Genomic DNA, 15,278 nt, shown 5'->3' with positions numbered 1-15,278 from the left:
GAGAGCCCGATGACCGATCTCGCAACGCTCGACCGGCCGCTGGCCGAACTGGGCACCTGGACCCTCGGCGAAATCGTCGATGCCGATGCCCATATCGATCCGCCCTATGACATGTGGCAGGAATACCTGCCCGCGCACCTGCGCGCCAAGGCGCCGGTGATCGAGGAAGGCGACGAGTGCGACTGGATCGTGTTCGAGGGCACCCGCCGCCCGGTGCGGATGATCAACAACCAGGCCGGGCGCACCGGCAAGGACTTCAAGATGGTCGGCAAGCTCAGCGAGCAGCGGGCGGTCTGGGATCCGCATGTCCGCCTGGCCGACATGGACGCGGACGGCATCGGCCAGGCCGTGCTGTTCGGCGGCGGGCCGCTGGGCACGCTGGACGACGAACTCTACATGGCCAGCTACGAGGCCTACCAGCGCTGGGTGATGGACTGGTGCGCCGCAAATCCGGCCCGTCTCCACCCCATTGGCTATGTGCCGATGCGCGACATCGACGAGACCATCGGCCATGTCGAGCGGCTGGCGAAAATGGGCTTCAAGGCGATCAACCTGCCCGCCTTCCCGCAAAACCCCAAGGCCTGGGAAACATCGTCGAACGTCGCCAACATGAAGGCTGGCCAGGTCTCTGCGCTGACCGGGGACCCGCAGGGCGAGCTGCAATACTACCTTCCCGAATTCGACCGGCTGTGGGCGGTGATCCAGGACCATGACCTGGCCATCACCATGCACCTTGGCGGCCGGGTGCCGCGCTTTGGCGATGCGCAGCACTTCCTGCCCGACATGCCGATGAGCAAGATGGCCATGGCCGAGCCCATCGGCATCTTCCTGTTCAACGCCATCTTCCAGCGCTTTCCCAAGCTTCGCATCGGCATGATCGAAAGCGGCGTGGGCTGGATGGCCTGGTACACCGAATATGTCACCCGCACCTGGGAGAAGCAGCGCTTCTGGACCAAGAGCCCGCTGACGCAGAGCCCGGCCTTCTACATGGACCGCAACGTCTATGGCAGCTTCATCCAGGACCGCACGGGCATCCTGTGCCGCAACCTGCCGGGCGGGCGGAACATCATGTGGTCATCGGACTATCCGCATTCGGAAACGACCTTCCCCAAATCGCGCGAGATCATCCTGCGCGATTTCGACGGGATCCCCGAGGCCGAGACGCAGGACATTATCTGCAACATAGCCAAGCGGTTCTTCAACCTGGCCTGAGGGCTGCCGGAGCCGGCTCAGTCCACCCTGAGCCGGGCGGCCATCTGATCGACGCCCATCTGCGGCGGCACCCCGCGCAGCAGGCCGAGGCGCACGCCGGTGCAGCTCATCTTGAGCTTGGCGAAATCGGCATACCATTCAAGGTCGGCGGCGCTCTTGCCGCTGACCTCTTCCCACAGCGCGACGGTCTCGGCGCGGCTGCCCATGCCGTCCAGCGGCGCGCCGTGCCTTGCATCGGGGCCGTGCATGGTCTCGGCAATTTCGCAGAACCAGGCAAGGTCATGCAGCGCGCCGCCCAGCGACGGCTGTTCCCAGTCCATCACCGCCACGACATCGAAATTGTCGTCGAACATCATGTTGCCGAGCCGCGCATCGCCCCAGACGATGCCCTGGGGCTGGTTCGACGGGCGGCAGGCATCGAGCCGGGCAAGGCCCTTGTCGAGCACCGCGACATAGCCGGGATCGGCCCCTTCGGCCTCAAGCCAGCGGACGAAGCGGCAATACTTGTCCCATTCCTGCGCCAGCCCGTCGCGCGCGCCATCCGGGCCGGCAAGGAAGCCGGTATCGGCAACCGGCACCGACTGGATCGCGGCAAGCTGGCGCACGCCGCTTTCCCACAAGCGCCGCCGCTGCGCCGGGCTGGCATCCTTGACCCAGCCTTCGCGCGAATAGGGGGGGATGGAAACGGGCACGCGCCCCTTCACCTGCCGCATGACGAAGAACGGGCGGCCGAGCACGGCCTCGTCGTGTTCCAGCCACAGCGGTTCGGCAACGCGCACCGCGCCGGACCGGTGCATCAGGTCCATGATCCGGTACTGCTGCTCGAACAGGTCGTCGGGGAAAACGGTGAAGCCGCCGGGCTTGATCCGCACAACGCCATCGAGCGAGCCCTGCGGCCATTGCGCCGAAAACAGGATCGTCTCGTGCGATTGCCCGGCGCCGCGCGGATAGGACAGGTTGGAAAGCGTCACCGCACTCACGCCTAGCCTGCCTGCAAGCCACGCGCCCAGCGACGCGGACAGTTCATCGAGGTCGCGCGTTTCGGGGGCGACAATTACGTCGGACATCGGCTCTTCCCAAATTCCAAATTGTGAACAACTATTCGCAATTCGTCACGCGGCGCGCAAGCGGATTCTCGCCCGGGACGATGCCGGGCAGCGCGACTGGCAAAGGATTGCAGTCCTTCGGCAGGCTAGCCGATAAATGCGCCGATGCGCTTGCAGGCCGCCAGCAGCGAACCGGCTGCGGCGAACACCTGCGTGCCGGTCATGGCGCGGCTGAAACCCATCAGCGAAAGCACGAATTCGATCCGCCCCTGCGCGTTGAACACCGGTGCGACGATGGCGCTGACGACATAGGTTTCATCGCCCGTGATGGCGCCAAGGATCGCAACCGGGCGGTCCGCCTCGCCGCCGAAGGCCTCAAGGCTGTCGGGATTGCGGCCCGGGTCATCGGTGCGCATCATCACGCCGAAACCGTGTTCGCGCATGAAGGCCATGGCTGCCTCGATCTGCTCGCGCGCAGCCGGGGTGACCGGGGTTTCCGCCCGGTCCATGCGCGCGCGCGCTTCATCGGCATCCCAGGCAAAGAAGGTCGGCAGCGAACGCGGCATCAGGCGGATGCGGGTGCCCAGCGGCAGCGAATAGCCGACATGGCTGATCGAGGCGGCGCGTTCGCGGCTGACGATGGTATCGCCTTCGAGGAAAAAGGCCGAGCAGACCACGTCGAACTCATCCGCCAGCGCGCGCATTTCTGGCTGGGCCACCTGCAGCGGCGACATGTTCTGCGCCGCCGCGCGGCCGACACGCGCCAGTGCCGGGCCCAGCACATAGGTCTTGTCCGTGGTGCGATAGAGATAGCCCACCTCTACCAGCCCGGTCAGCAAGGCATGGGCCGTCGCCCGGCTGAGCTTGAGCGCGCGAACGAGATCGGTCAGCGCAAAGGACTGCGTAGGATGGTCGGCCAGGAAATCGAGGATCGCCGCAATGCGCTTAACGCCGGGGGAAGTGCGGGTCATCGCAGGCCTTTTCGCTATTGTGAACGGGCTTGCTAGGCGGGCGACTGGCCATCGTCAAGCTCTCGCCGGTTGACCGCTGGTCATGCAGGGCATAGCATGATTCCCGAACAATCATTCGCAAATACGAATTACGGGAGAGTGTCATGCAGGGTCTGCTCGATGGCAGGAACGTGATCGTCACCGGTGCCGGATCGGGGGTCGGCCGCGCGGCCTGCCTGCTTTTCGCCCGGCACGGTGCGAAGGTCATGGCGCTCGATATCGGGCTGGAGGCGGCGCAGGCAACCGCCGACATGGTATCGGCCGAGGGAGGAACGGCGCTGGCCCGGGCCTGCGACGTGGGCGATGCCGCGGCGGTCGATGCCGCCGTTGCCGCAACGGTCGAGGCCTTCGGCTGGCTGGACGTGATCTACAACAATGCCGGCATCACCCTGCAGCCACGGGCGGGCTACCAAGGGGTGCGCAAGTTCATCGACACCGACGATGACGAGATCGAGCGGATCTACCGCGTCAACGTCAACGGCGTGATCAACGGCTGCAAGGCCGCGATCCGCCAGTTCGAGGCGCAGGCGCGCGAGGGGCGGCCTGGTGGTGTCATCGTGAACACCGCATCGGTCGCCGGGCTGATCGGCTGGGGCGGCAGCGCCTATGGCTCGTCGAAGGGCGCAGTCACGCTGCTCACCAAGACCCTGGCGCTCGAGCTTGCGGCGCAGGGCATCCGGGTCAATTCGGTCTGCCCGGCTGGCATGCCGACGAATTTCCTTCCCGGCCTGCAGACCAGCGATGCCGCAAAGGCAAGCATGGGCGCAACGCACCCGCTGGGGCGGCCGATCGATCCGATGGACTGCGCGAATGCCGCGCTGTTCCTCGCCTCTGACCTGTCGAGCAACATCACCGGCGTGAACCTGCCGGTCGATGGCGGGCTTTCGGCGGGCATTCCCCCGCGCCGCTGAGTGGACGCGGCGCGGCGCGGCGGCTAGCCTCTGCGTCATGACCTCTCCCCGCATCCTTGGCGTGGTGCTGGCCGGTGGCCAGTCGCGCCGCTTCGGCAGCGACAAGGCACTGGCGCTGCTGGATGGCGCCCCGCTGATCGACCATGCCGTTGCCGCGCTGCAGGCCTGGTGCGATGCCGTGGCGATTGTCGGGCGGGAGCATGGCCCGGTGCCGTGCCTGCCCGATTGGCCCGCGTCGGAGATGGGGCCGCTGGCCGGGCTTTGCGGGGCGCTGCGCCATGCGCGGGAGCACGGTTTCGATCTTGTCCTCAGCCTTGGTGTCGATTGTCCCGATCCGCCGCCGGACCTGCCGGGCCTGCTCTCTCCCGCGCCCGCCTGCCTTGCCGCGCAACCGGTGATCGGGCTGTGGCCGGCCGTCGAAGGCGCCCGCGCGGCAGAAGCGATCCTTTCCGGACCAGGCAGGCATTCGATGCGCGCGCTGGCAGCGGCGCTGGATGCGCGGCTGGTGGAGCTTGCCAATCCGCCGGCAAACATCAATTTTCCGCACGATCTGGAACGCGCGGCAGGGCAGGACGAGGAACGGGAATGAGCGGTCGGGAAAGGGCCACGGAAAAGTCGCGCGATGCGCGGCAGTTGCGCAGCGATGCCGCCCTGCGCGCGGCCTTGCTCGCGCTGGTAGAGCGCCAGCCGTTCGACCGCATCACCGTGCGCGACATCGTGGCCGAGGCAGGCATCGGCTATGCCACTTTCTTCCGCCATTATCCTTCGAAGGAGGCGCTTTTCGACGCGGTTGCGGGCGAGGAGCTGACGACGATGGTGCAGCTGGCCGCGCCGCTGCTGAGCCCCGAAAATACCCGCCAGACCTGCCTTGCCCTTGCCGCCTATGTCGATGAACGCCGGGGCGTGTGGCGGGCCCTGCTGACAGGCGGCGCGGCGGGGCACCTGCGTGAACAGTTCGCCCGCCTTGCTGCCGACGTGCCCGGCCCGACGCCGGAGAGCACATGGCTGCCGGCCGATCTTGGCGTGATTTTCGGCGTTTCCGCCACGGTGGAAATCCTGGCCTGGTGGTTGCGCCAGGAACCGCCCCTGCCGGCCGAGCGTGTGGCCGAACTGCTTGACCGGCTGGTGATAACCCCCACGGTCGGCTCGCTGCGCGGAAACTAGGTGTTAACCATGTTCGGGCAAAGCCATTGCCCTTGCCAAGCGGTTGGAACATAGCGCATTGCCATGACCTTGATTACTCCCGTGATCCTCTGCGGCGGCAGCGGCACGCGCCTGTGGCCGCGCAGCCGCGCCCGCTTTCCCAAGCCGTTCCTGCCGCTTGTCGGTGACCGGACCCTGTTCGAGGGCACCGTTGCCCGCGCCGCCGACCCGGCGACCTATGCGCCGCCGATCGTCGTCACCGGTTCTGCCCATCTCGACCATGTCGAGGCGCAGCTGGCCGGAGTGGCGGGGGCGCAGGTCATTGTCGAGCCTTCCGCACGCAACACTGCCGCCGCCATTGCGCTGGCGGCGCTGCGCCTGCCGGAATCCGCCATCATGCTGGTCTGTCCCAGCGACCATTACATTGCCGATGCTGCGGCCTTCACCGCCGCCGCCCGCGCGGCCGCCGCGCTTGCCGCAGAGGACTGGCTGGTGTCCTTCGGGATCGAGGCGACCGCGCCGGAAACGGGCTTCGGCTATCTCCATCGCGGCGAGGCGATCGGGGCGAGCGGTGGCTACAAGGTTGCCCGCTTCGTCGAAAAGCCCGACCTGGACCGCGCCCGGCAATTCCTCGCCTCGGGCGAATACGCCTGGAACGGGGGCATTTTCGCATTCCGTGCCGGTGCCTTCCTCGCCGAACTGGAAAGCCATCGCCCGGCAATCGCCGCCGCCGCGCGCGAGGCCGTGGCCGCCGGCTGCGCGGACGGCGCCCGCTTCCACCCGGAACCGCAAGCCTTCGCCCGCATCGAGAGCGAAAGCGTCGACTATGCGGTGATGGAGAACACCGCGCGCGCCGCCATGGTCCCGGCGGACATGGGCTGGTCCGATATCGGCAACTGGCCCGCCCTGCGCGATGCCCGCCCCAGGGACGAGGCCGGCAACAGCGTAACCGGCCGTGCCGAACTGGTCGATTGCCGCAACGTGCTGGTGGAAAGCGACGGGCCACGCGTCAGCGTCATCGGGCTGGAGGACGTGATCATCGTGGTCGATGGCGATGAAGTGCTGGTGACCTCGGCAGCCGGGGCCCAGCTCGTCGGCAAGCTATCGGGTGCAGTCAACCAGTGAGTGCGCTGCTGCCGCTGCGCATGGTGGAACGGCCGTGGGGGCGCCACGCGCTGCCTGCGCCGTTCACCGCGCCGGCAGGCTGCAAGATCGGCGAGGTTTGGTTCGATCCGCCGGCTGAACTGTCACAGCTTCTGGTCAAGTACATCTTCACCAGCGAGGCGCTTTCGGTCCAGGTCCATCCCTCGGATGATCAGGCACCGGGGCAGGGCAAGGAGGAATGCTGGCTGGTCATTGCCGCCGATCCCGGCGCCCGCCTCGGCGTCGGCTTCACGCGGGATATCCCGCCCGAGGCCATGCGCGCCGCCGCGCTTGACGGGTCGATCGAGCACTTGCTCGAATGGCATCCGGTGGCGGCGGGGGACTTCTTCCATATCCCGCCCGGCACGGTTCACGCCATCGGGCCGGGCATCGGCCTGATCGAGGTCCAGCAGAATTCCGACGTGACCTACCGCCTCTATGACTATGGCCGCCCGCGCGAGCTGCACCTGGATCAGGGGATGAAGGTGGCACGCGGCGAACCCTATCGGCGCGAAAGCCATTGCCGCGTGCCCGGGAGCGGCAGCGTGACGCTGGTGGACGGACCGCGCTTCCGGCTCGACCGGCTCGACGGCACCGGCGATGCACGCCTTGCCGCGCGCTATGGCGAGCGGCCGCTGCTGGTCATCCCGGTAAGCGGCTCGGTGCGCCTGGCAGGCGAGACGGTCGGCCCCGGCCAGTGCGCGCTCGCCCCCGCGCTCGCCGCGCTCGATCCCGAACCGGGTGCCAAGTTGCTGATCGCACAGCCCGCCTGATTGCCTGCCTCCTGTCGGCGCGCTACCCCTGCGTCGAAGGAGTTGCGAGTCATGGCCAGCCTGCATCCCGTGCCCGCCGAATGGGCGCAACGTGCCTATGTCAACGCGGAACGCTATGCCGAAATGTACCGGCGCTCGGTCGAACAGCCCGAGCAGTTCTGGCGCGAGGAGACCGCGCGGCTCGACTGGATCCGGCCGTGGACCACGCTTTCGCGCTGTTCGTTCGACGAGGCCGATTTCGGCATCGAATGGTTTTCCGACGGCACGCTCAATGTCTCGGCCAATTGCCTTGACCGGCACCTGGCAGAGCGCGGCGATACCACCGCGATCATCTGGGAAGGCGACGATGCAAGCCAGCAGCGCCGGCTGACCTACCGCGAGCTGCATGGCGAGGTCTGCCGCATGGCCAATGCGCTGAAGGGCATGGGCGCGGCGCGCGGTGACCGGGTGACGATCTACATGCCGATGATCCCCGAAGCCGCCGTGGCCATGCTGGCCTGCGCGCGCATCGGGGCGATCCATTCGGTGGTATTCGGCGGCTTCAGCCCCGAGGCGCTGGCGGGCCGCATTGCCGATTGCGACAGCAGGCTCGTCATCACCGCCGATGGCGGGTGGCGCGGAGGCAAGCTGGTGCCGCTGAAAGCCAATGTCGATGCCGCACTGGAAAGCTGCGACTGGGTGAAGGACGTGCTCGTCGTGCGCCACACCGGCACCGAAATCGCCATGAAAGAGGGCCGCGACCACTGGTGGCAGGACCTGCGCGAAGGTGTCCCGGCGGATTGCCCGGCTGAGGAAATGGGCGCGGAAGACCCGCTGTTCATCCTCTATACCTCCGGATCGACCGGAAAGCCCAAGGGCGTGCTGCACACCTCGGGCGGCTACCTCACCTGGGCAGCGATGACGCATCATTACGTTTTCGATTACCGGCCCGGAGACATCTACTGGTGCGCGGCGGACATCGGTTGGGTCACCGCCCATTCCTATGTCGTCTACGGGCCGCTGGCCAACGGGGCGACGGTGGTGATGTTCGAAGGCGTGCCCAATTACCCGACGCACAGCCGCTTCTGGGAGATCGTCGACCGGCACCAGGTCAACATCTTCTACGGCGCCCCCACCGCCCTGCGCGCCCTGATGCGCGAGGGTGACGAATGGGTGAAGGCCACCAGCCGATCCTCGCTGCGGCTGCTCGGCTCGGTGGGCGAGCCGATCAATCCCGAGGCCTGGGAATGGTACTGGCGGGTGGTCGGCGATCAGCGCTGCCCGATCGTCGACACCTGGTGGCAGACCGAAACCGGCGGGGCCATGATCACGCCGCTACCCGGTGCGACCGATCTCAAGCCCGGCTCTGCCAGCCGGCCGATGTTCGGCGTGGTGCCGCAGCTGGTCGATGCCGATGGCGAGGTGCTGGAAGGTGCGACCGACGGCAACCTGTGCATCACGCAGTCATGGCCCGGCCAGATGCGCACCGTTTGGGGCGATCACGAGCGCTTCTTCCAGACCTATTTCAGCACCTATCGCGGCAAGTATTTCACCGGCGACGGCTGCCGGCGGGACGAGGACGGCTATTACTGGATCACCGGGCGGGTCGATGATGTGATCAACGTGTCCGGCCACCGCATGGGCACGGCGGAAGTGGAAAGCGCGCTGGTGGCACACCACGCGGTTGCCGAGGCGGCGGTCGTGGGCTTTCCGCACGACATCAAGGGGCAGGGCATCTATGCCTATGTCACGCTCAATGCCGGCGAGGAGGCGAGCGAGGACTGCCGCCGCGAACTGGTGCAATGGGTGCGCAAGGAAATCGGCCCCATTGCCACGCCGGACGTGATCCACTTTGCCCCCGGCCTGCCCAAGACCCGGTCGGGCAAGATCATGCGCCGCATCCTGCGCAAGATCGCCGAAGGGGATACGAGCAACCTTGGCGATACCAGCACGCTGGCCGATCCGGGCGTGGTGGATGTACTGCTGAGCAGCGGCAAATGATCGCCCAGACCATCCAGCTTGCGCTTGCGCCGGTCTTCGTGCTGGTGGCGATCGGCAATATCCTCAACATCCTTTCGGCCCGGCTGGGGCGGATCGTCGATCGGGCGCGGCACCTCCAGGCACGCCATGGCGAAACGGAAGGGCCGCAGCGCGAAATGGTCGTTCGCGAAATGCGCGGGATCGACCAGCGCATCCGCCTTATCGGCCATGCCATGCGCCTGCTGGTGATTTCGGGAATCGCCATCGGCACGACCGTGGCGGTGCTGTTTCTCGAGGAACTGATCAGTGCCGAGCTTGAGCGCGTGGCCGCCGGCTTCTTTATCGTCGCCATTGCCCTGCTGATGGGGGCGTTGACGCTGTTCCTGCGCGAAACGCAGATTGCCGCCGCGACCCTGCGGATCCCGCGCGATTATCTGGAGGGCTGACCCGGCTCAGTCGTGCCGGGTCATGCGCAGCATGGAGGTGTCATAGCCCAGTGCCGCGGCCCGGGCAACCAGTGCATCGACCTTGTCCTTGCCAGGCCGCGCCTCGCGCGCCAGCAGCCACAGGTAGCGGCCCGAAGGCTCACCCACGATGGACCAGCTGTAATCCTCGGCGCGGTCCAGCACCCAGTAATCGCCATAGAACGGGCCGAAGAAGCTGACCTTCAGCTTGGCGCCGGTGGCGGTATCCACCACCTTGGCGCGGCCGGTGGCAGAGGTGGCCTTGCCATTGGGTTTCACGCAGGCGTTGAGCACGGAAATCTTGCCGTCATCCCGCCGCGCATAGTCGGCCGTCACCTTGTCGCAGTCCTTCTGGAAGCCCTGTTCGTAACGCGCGATTTCGTACCAGCGGCCAAGGTAGCGATCAAGGTCGACAGACTTCGCCGGCTGCGGAACCGTGGCATTGCCCACCGGATGCTTGGGACCCAGCGCGGCGCATCCGGCAAGCAAGGCGCCGGCGGCGACCAGGGTGGTGATGGCAAGGATGCGGCTGCGGCTCATCTGGCGGAAACTCCACGAAAAACGGAAAGCTCGCGCTAAATGGGGTGCGCTTGCTGCAAGTTGAACGGGCAGCGGGGAAAAATTTCCCCTCAGCCGCCGCGCGCCATGCCGAAGCTGTAGAACAGGTGGTCAAGGTGCCCCTGCGGCGCTGGCGGGAAATGCACAGGGGCGGACATGTCGCGGATTGCGCCGATGTTCGCGGCGACATCCTCGATCGACCATTCCGGCTTGAACACGCCGGGCGATTCCGCCGTCCAGGCGCGCGCCATACGGCCGGCGGCAGAGATCAGCAGCTCGCCGGTTACCTCGCAGCTTTCGTGGCACAGGTAAGCCACCAGCGGTGCGACCATCTCCGGCGTCATGGGCGGGAACTGGCTGGTATCGACGCCTTCCGACATGCGGGTGACGGCGGCGGGCAGGATGCAGTTGGCCTTGACGTTGGCAGCGAAGCCCTCGATCGCGGCAGTATTGGCCAGTCCGATCAGGCCGCCCTTGGCCGCGCTGTAATTGGCCACCTGCTTGTTCGAATAGACCCCGTTGACCGAACTGGTCATGACAATGCGGCCATAGCCTGCCGCCATCATCGCGGCGAAGGCCGGGCGGGTGACATGGAAGGCACCGTTCAGGTGCACATCGATTACCGATTGCCAGTCAGCCGCGGTCATTTCCGCGAGCGGGGCGCGGCGCACGTTGCCGGCGGAGTGGATCAGCACGTCGATCCGGCCCCAGGTGTCGAGAGCGGTGCGGATAATCGCCTCGCCGCCTTCGGGGGTGGCGACCGAATCGGTATTCGCCACGGCCTCGCCGCCAGCCTCGCGGATTTCGCGGACCAGTGCATCGGCGGGGCCTTCATCGGTGGCATCGCCGGCCATCGAGACGCCGGGATCGTTGACCACGACCTTGCACCCGCGCGAGGCCAGCAGCTTCGCATGGGCGGCACCCAGGCCACGCCCGCCGCCGGTGATCACGGCCACGCGGTTATCGAAACGCAGTTCGGTCATCTCTCTCTCCTCAGGCGACGGCGCCGCTGGCGCGAAGCGTCGCAATGCCCTCTTCGTCCATGCCCAGCACCTCGGCAAGAATGGCATCGGTGTGTTCGCCCAATACCGGCGGGGCGGTGACGGGGGCCTGCTCCACGTCGGCAAAGCGGATCGGGCGGTTGACCATGGGGATGCGGCCCAGCGTGCTGTGCTCGACCTCTGCCACCACGCCGCGTGCCTGGCTTTGCGGCGAGTTGAGCGCCTCAAGCATGGAAAGGATCGGCGCGTGCGGCACTTCGTGGGCGGTGAACACCTCTACCAGTTCGGCAATCGTGTGCCGCCCGGTGTATTCGGAGACATAGCCATTGATCTCTGCGCGGGCATCGCGGCGCTGTTCCAGTGTGGCGAGGCGGGGATCGTCGGCGAGCTCGGGCCGCTCTATTGCGCGGCAGATGTTGCCCCAGAACCCTGCGGTAAGGCAGGCCACTACGATCGATCCGTCGCTGGCCGGGAACACGCCATAGGGGACGAGGTTGGGATGCTGCGATCCCTGCGGCTGTGGATCCTGCCCGGTGAACCAGCCAAGCTGGGGCAGGTAGGCGGAAAGGCCGATCAGCCCTTCGGTAAGGCTGACATCGATCAGGCGACCCTTGCCGGTGCGGGTGCGTTCGAACAGCGCGCCAAGGATGCCGATGGGCCCCGAGATGCCGCCGACAAGGTCTCCCATCGGGAAGCCCAGCTTCATCGGCTGCCCGCCCGGTTCGGCGTTCATGTACAGCGCGCCGGACTGCGCCTGCAGCACGATGTCGAAGCTGGGACGGTCCTTCATCGGGCCGGTCATGCCGTAGCCCGAAATGGCGCAGTAGATCAGGCCCGGGTTGATCGCTTTCAGCGCTTCGTAACCCAGCCCCAGCCGGTCCATCACGCCGGGCCGGTAATTCTCGATCAGCACGTCGCACTTGGCCGCCAGATCGCGGGCAAGCTGCAGGCCTTCGGGCGCTTTCAGGTCGATGACGATGGATTTCTTGCCGCGGTTCACGGCCAGGAAATAGTGGCTTTCCCCGTCGCGGATGGGGGGAAAGGTGCGGGTGTCGTCGCCGGTGCGGGGCGGCTCCACCTTGATCACTTCCGCCCCCAGATCGGCCAGCGCAAGGCTTGCCGCCGGGCCTGCCAGCACGCGGGTGAAGTCCAGAACGCGTACCCCGGCAAGCGGGCCGGGCCAGGGGGAAGCAGTCTCACTCATCGCAGGCTCTCTAACGCAAGAAAACGGCCGCGCCACCCCCGAGGGGAAGCGCGGCCGCATTTCATCGCCCGGGGGCGAGGATCGTTCAGCCCTTCGAGGGCAGTTCGGCAACCGAGGTGCCGAAGGCCGACAGTTCGCCGCGGTGGGTCGTCGCCTTCTGCTCGACCTTCACGTACTTCTTGCCGTTCTCTTCGAACTTCTCGACGACCTTGCCGTCGATGAAGATCACGTCGCCGTCGGGGTTGTGGCGGCGGATCTGGCACGAGGTCTTGTGCAGGTGGCCATCGTCACCGATCCAGTTGGTCATGTGGTGGGTAAGCCACGAGTTGCGCTCTGGGCCGTAGTCGTAAGCGCCCGGCGCGCCGACTTCGAGGGCGAACTCTTCGTCCCAGTGCACGCGCTCGGGGCAATCCGGCACGTTGAAGCGGTTCTTGATGCCCAGGCCCGGGTGTGCCTGCTGCATCTTCCACGCCAGCTTGTTGGCGCGGATGTAAAGGCCGCCCCAGCCCTGCGCGTAGCAGATGAAGCCGGTGACGGTCATCGGGCCCTTCATCATGCGCGGCAGTTCGTCGCCGACGTTGACGTCTTCCCAGTAACGCGGGGTCGCGCCACGGACTTCTTCGTTGGCGTAGAGCTGGCCCCATTCGGCGAGCTGCTCGTCGGTGAAGGGCTCAACGCGGCCACGGGCTTCAGTGTACTTCGTGCCACGCTCGCGCGCTTCGTCGCGGTCGGTGCGGAACACCCAGCTGTCGGCTTCGGCAACCATCTCGTCGTTCTGGTTGTAGAAGTCGACGTGATAGATCTGCTGGAACGAGCGGCCGGCGAACTTGGTCTGGTGCTCGACCAGGTCCTTCAGGTAGGCAACGGTGCGGATGGTGTCGTTGCGGAACACCGGCTTGTGCCAGGTCCAGTCGGCACCGGCCCACATCGCGTGGACGCCCGAAAGACCACCGCAGTAGCCCGAAACGATGCGGCTGGTGGTGAACAGGAAGCTCGGCAGAGCGATGATCGAGCCATAGCGGGTCTTGGCCGCATACTCGGGATCGCACCACAGCGGGTTGTCGTCGCCGATGCCGTGGGCATAGTGGCGGATCGCGTCGCGGGTGGCTTCATAGTTCCACGGCTCGACGGTGTTCTCGATCTTGACGCCGATGCGCGAACGCAGGTCGGCGAGACCTTCCTCGGTGATCTTGGGGAATTTGGCTGCCATCTTCTCTTCTCCTGTATTCGGATTTCAGGCGGTCGCTGCGGCGGCCTTGGCCGCTTCGCGATCGCGCAGCATCTTGCGGTGGACCTTGCCCGCCGGGTTCTTCGGAAGTTCGTCGACATATTCGACGATGCGGGGGAATTCGTGCTGTGCCAGGCGCTCGCGAGTGAAGTCCTGCAGCTCGCGCGTCAGTTCGTCAGAGCCCGGGCAATTGGCCACGACGAAGGCCTTGACCACCTGGCCACGCTTTTCGTCGGGCACGCCGATCACGCCGCATTCCAGCACGTTCTCGTGGCGCAGCATGGTGTTCTCGATCTCGACGGCGGACATGGTCCAGCCGGCCGAGATGATCACGTCGTCGGCGCGGCCGCAATGATAGAAGTAGCCGTCCTCGTCGATCTTCGCGCGGTCCTTGGTGGTCATCCACCCGCCGCCGCGCCACAGCATCAGTTCGCCGATCTCGCCGGGATCGCAGGGCGTGGCATCTGCACGCTGGACTTCGAGCTTCTGGCCGGGGACCGCCTTGCCGAGCGAGCCGGGCTTGACGACGAAGTCCTTGGCGCCGGGATAGTTCACCAGCACCACGCCGATCTCGGTCGTGCCGTACATCGAGCAGGCGGGAACCTTGAAGTATTCGTCGATCCACTCCAGCGTCGCCGGGTCGATCGGCTCGCCGGTGTAGGACAGCTTGTTGAAGTGGAACTTGAAATCGCCGCCCTTCCCGGAGTTCTTCATCATCCGGTAGTGCGTGGCGGCAGCCGACATGTTGGTGATGCCGAAATCGTCGAGCGCCTTCATCAGGCGCACCGGATCGAAGCGGCCGGCAAAGGTGCCGGTGGTCACGCCCATCGCCAGCGGGGCGAGCGTGCCGTGCCACAGGCCATGGCCCCAGGCGGGGCTGGACGGGCAGAAGAACTCGTCGCCCGGACGGATGCCGGTGCCATAGAGCGCGGCGAACATCAGCGTGACGAGCGTGCGGTGCGAATGCTTGACCGCTTCGGGCAGTTCGCGCGTGGTGCCGCTGGTGTACTGGAAGACGGCCATGTCATTGGCCTTGGTCTTCGGCGTATAGGTGGCCGGGTACTGCTTGATCTCGTCAAGCAGGCCATCGTCGGCCACAACCACGCGCGGCAGGCCGTCCGCGTTGACCGAGCCGCGAGCGAGTTCTTCCTTCTCGCGGTTGGTGATCAGGATCGTCGGATTGCAATCGCCAACGCGCAGCTTGAGTGCGTCGGGGCCGAACAGCGTGAACAGCGGAACCGAGATCGCGCCGGTCTGCATCGCGCCGAACAGGCAGACGTAGAAGGGCAGGCTGGGTTCAAGCATGAAGGCGATCCGGTCGCCCTGCTGGATGCCTTGCGCATCGAGCCAGTGGGCAAACTGCGCAGCGCCGGCCGAGATGGTGTCGAAGCTCAGGATTTCGTCGCGGCCATCGGCATGGGCGATGCGCACGGCGGGACGGCCCGAGCCGTCGGCGTGGCGGGTAATGCACTCATGCGCGATGTTCAGGTGCTCGCGGTCGCCGTCGAACAGCTCCCACAGGGCAGCCGACGAGGCGTGCGCCTGGGCATCGGCATAGCTGGTGTAATCGGTGAGTCGGGTCATGGCGCAGGCCTATGGCAGATTGCACTTGCCATTGCAAATGTT

At 66.4% G+C, this 15,278-nt stretch carries 15 protein-coding genes; 8 read left to right on the top strand and 7 right to left on the bottom strand.

From position 1 onward, the window contains the following. Positions 1 to 9: 9 nt before the first annotated feature. Positions 10 to 1,212 (top strand): amidohydrolase family protein, encoded by a 1,203-nt coding sequence (locus C0V78_RS08705; RefSeq protein ID WP_101797359.1) that lies wholly within the window; start codon positions 10 to 12, stop codon positions 1,210 to 1,212. Positions 1,213 to 1,229: 17 nt separating this feature from the next. On the opposite strand, the gene C0V78_RS08700 is transcribed toward C0V78_RS08705, so the two are convergent. Beyond that, entirely contained in the window at positions 1,230 to 2,279 is a 1,050-nt protein-coding gene (locus tag C0V78_RS08700; RefSeq protein WP_101797358.1) for a phosphotransferase family protein, read from the bottom strand. Between the two features lie 125 nt (positions 2,280 to 2,404). Further along, positions 2,405 to 3,229 (bottom strand): IclR family transcriptional regulator, encoded by an 825-nt coding sequence (locus C0V78_RS08695; RefSeq protein WP_101797357.1) that lies wholly within the window; start codon positions 3,227 to 3,229, stop codon positions 2,405 to 2,407. Positions 3,230 to 3,372: 143 nt separating this feature from the next. Here C0V78_RS08695 and C0V78_RS08690 point away from each other — a divergent pair, with 143 nt between their 5' ends. The 7 genes from C0V78_RS08690 to C0V78_RS08660 all read left to right on the top strand — a co-directional run bounded on the left by C0V78_RS08690 (position 3,373) and on the right by C0V78_RS08660 (position 9,643). Next, a complete protein-coding gene (locus tag C0V78_RS08690) occupies positions 3,373 to 4,179 on the top strand; it encodes an SDR family NAD(P)-dependent oxidoreductase (protein WP_101797356.1) in 807 nt (268 codons plus the stop codon). Between the two features lie 37 nt (positions 4,180 to 4,216). Continuing rightward, the gene (locus C0V78_RS08685) at positions 4,217 to 4,768 is read left to right on the top strand and encodes a molybdenum cofactor guanylyltransferase (protein ID WP_101797355.1); all 552 of its coding nucleotides are present in this window, start codon (positions 4,217 to 4,219) and stop codon (positions 4,766 to 4,768) included. Beyond that, entirely contained in the window at positions 4,765 to 5,343 is a 579-nt protein-coding gene (locus C0V78_RS08680) for a TetR/AcrR family transcriptional regulator (protein WP_101797354.1), read from the top strand. The genes C0V78_RS08685 and C0V78_RS08680 overlap by 4 nt, the downstream gene beginning before the upstream one ends. A gap of 63 nt (positions 5,344 to 5,406) precedes the next feature. Further along, a complete protein-coding gene (locus C0V78_RS08675; RefSeq protein ID WP_101797353.1) occupies positions 5,407 to 6,447 on the top strand; it encodes a mannose-1-phosphate guanylyltransferase in 1,041 nt (346 codons plus the stop codon). Further along, complete coding sequence (locus tag C0V78_RS08670; protein ID WP_254049867.1) at positions 6,444 to 7,238, top strand: class I mannose-6-phosphate isomerase; 795 nt, start codon at positions 6,444 to 6,446, stop codon at positions 7,236 to 7,238. Before C0V78_RS08675 ends, C0V78_RS08670 begins: the two co-directional genes overlap by 4 nt. Positions 7,239 to 7,289: 51 nt before the next feature. Continuing rightward, positions 7,290 to 9,218: an acetate--CoA ligase gene (acs, locus tag C0V78_RS08665; protein ID WP_101797352.1), complete on the top strand. Its 1,929-nt coding sequence runs from the start codon at positions 7,290 to 7,292 to the stop codon at positions 9,216 to 9,218. Further along, the gene (locus C0V78_RS08660) at positions 9,215 to 9,643 is read left to right on the top strand and encodes a DUF2721 domain-containing protein (RefSeq protein WP_101797351.1); all 429 of its coding nucleotides are present in this window, start codon (positions 9,215 to 9,217) and stop codon (positions 9,641 to 9,643) included. Before acs ends, C0V78_RS08660 begins: the two co-directional genes overlap by 4 nt. 6 nt (positions 9,644 to 9,649) lie before the next feature. On the opposite strand, the gene C0V78_RS08655 is transcribed toward C0V78_RS08660, so the two are convergent. The 5 genes from C0V78_RS08655 to C0V78_RS08635 form a co-directional block, all read right to left on the bottom strand. After that, positions 9,650 to 10,201, bottom strand: a complete 552-nt coding sequence (locus C0V78_RS08655) for a lipocalin family protein (protein WP_101797350.1) — start codon at positions 10,199 to 10,201, stop codon at positions 9,650 to 9,652. Between the two features lie 89 nt (positions 10,202 to 10,290). Next, positions 10,291 to 11,202, bottom strand: a complete 912-nt coding sequence (locus tag C0V78_RS08650) for an SDR family NAD(P)-dependent oxidoreductase (RefSeq protein WP_101797349.1) — start codon at positions 11,200 to 11,202, stop codon at positions 10,291 to 10,293. A 10-nt stretch (positions 11,203 to 11,212) separates the two neighbouring features. Further along, on the bottom strand, positions 11,213 to 12,424 hold the full coding sequence (locus C0V78_RS08645) for a CaiB/BaiF CoA-transferase family protein (RefSeq protein WP_101797348.1): 1,212 nt from the start codon (positions 12,422 to 12,424) through the stop codon (positions 11,213 to 11,215). Between the two features lie 85 nt (positions 12,425 to 12,509). Next, positions 12,510 to 13,634 (bottom strand): MaoC family dehydratase N-terminal domain-containing protein, encoded by a 1,125-nt coding sequence (locus tag C0V78_RS08640; protein WP_101797347.1) that lies wholly within the window; start codon positions 13,632 to 13,634, stop codon positions 12,510 to 12,512. A 24-nt stretch (positions 13,635 to 13,658) separates the two neighbouring features. Then, on the bottom strand, positions 13,659 to 15,236 hold the full coding sequence (locus C0V78_RS08635) for an acyl-CoA synthetase (RefSeq protein WP_101797346.1): 1,578 nt from the start codon (positions 15,234 to 15,236) through the stop codon (positions 13,659 to 13,661). Positions 15,237 to 15,278 lie beyond the last annotated feature (42 nt).

It is taken from the genome of Novosphingobium sp. TH158, from assembly GCF_002855555.1.
Classification (GTDB): Bacteria; Pseudomonadota; Alphaproteobacteria; order Sphingomonadales; family Sphingomonadaceae; genus Novosphingobium.
Note: the sequence above shows the minus strand (reverse complement) of the source record. Positions and strands in the feature narration are given on the sequence as shown.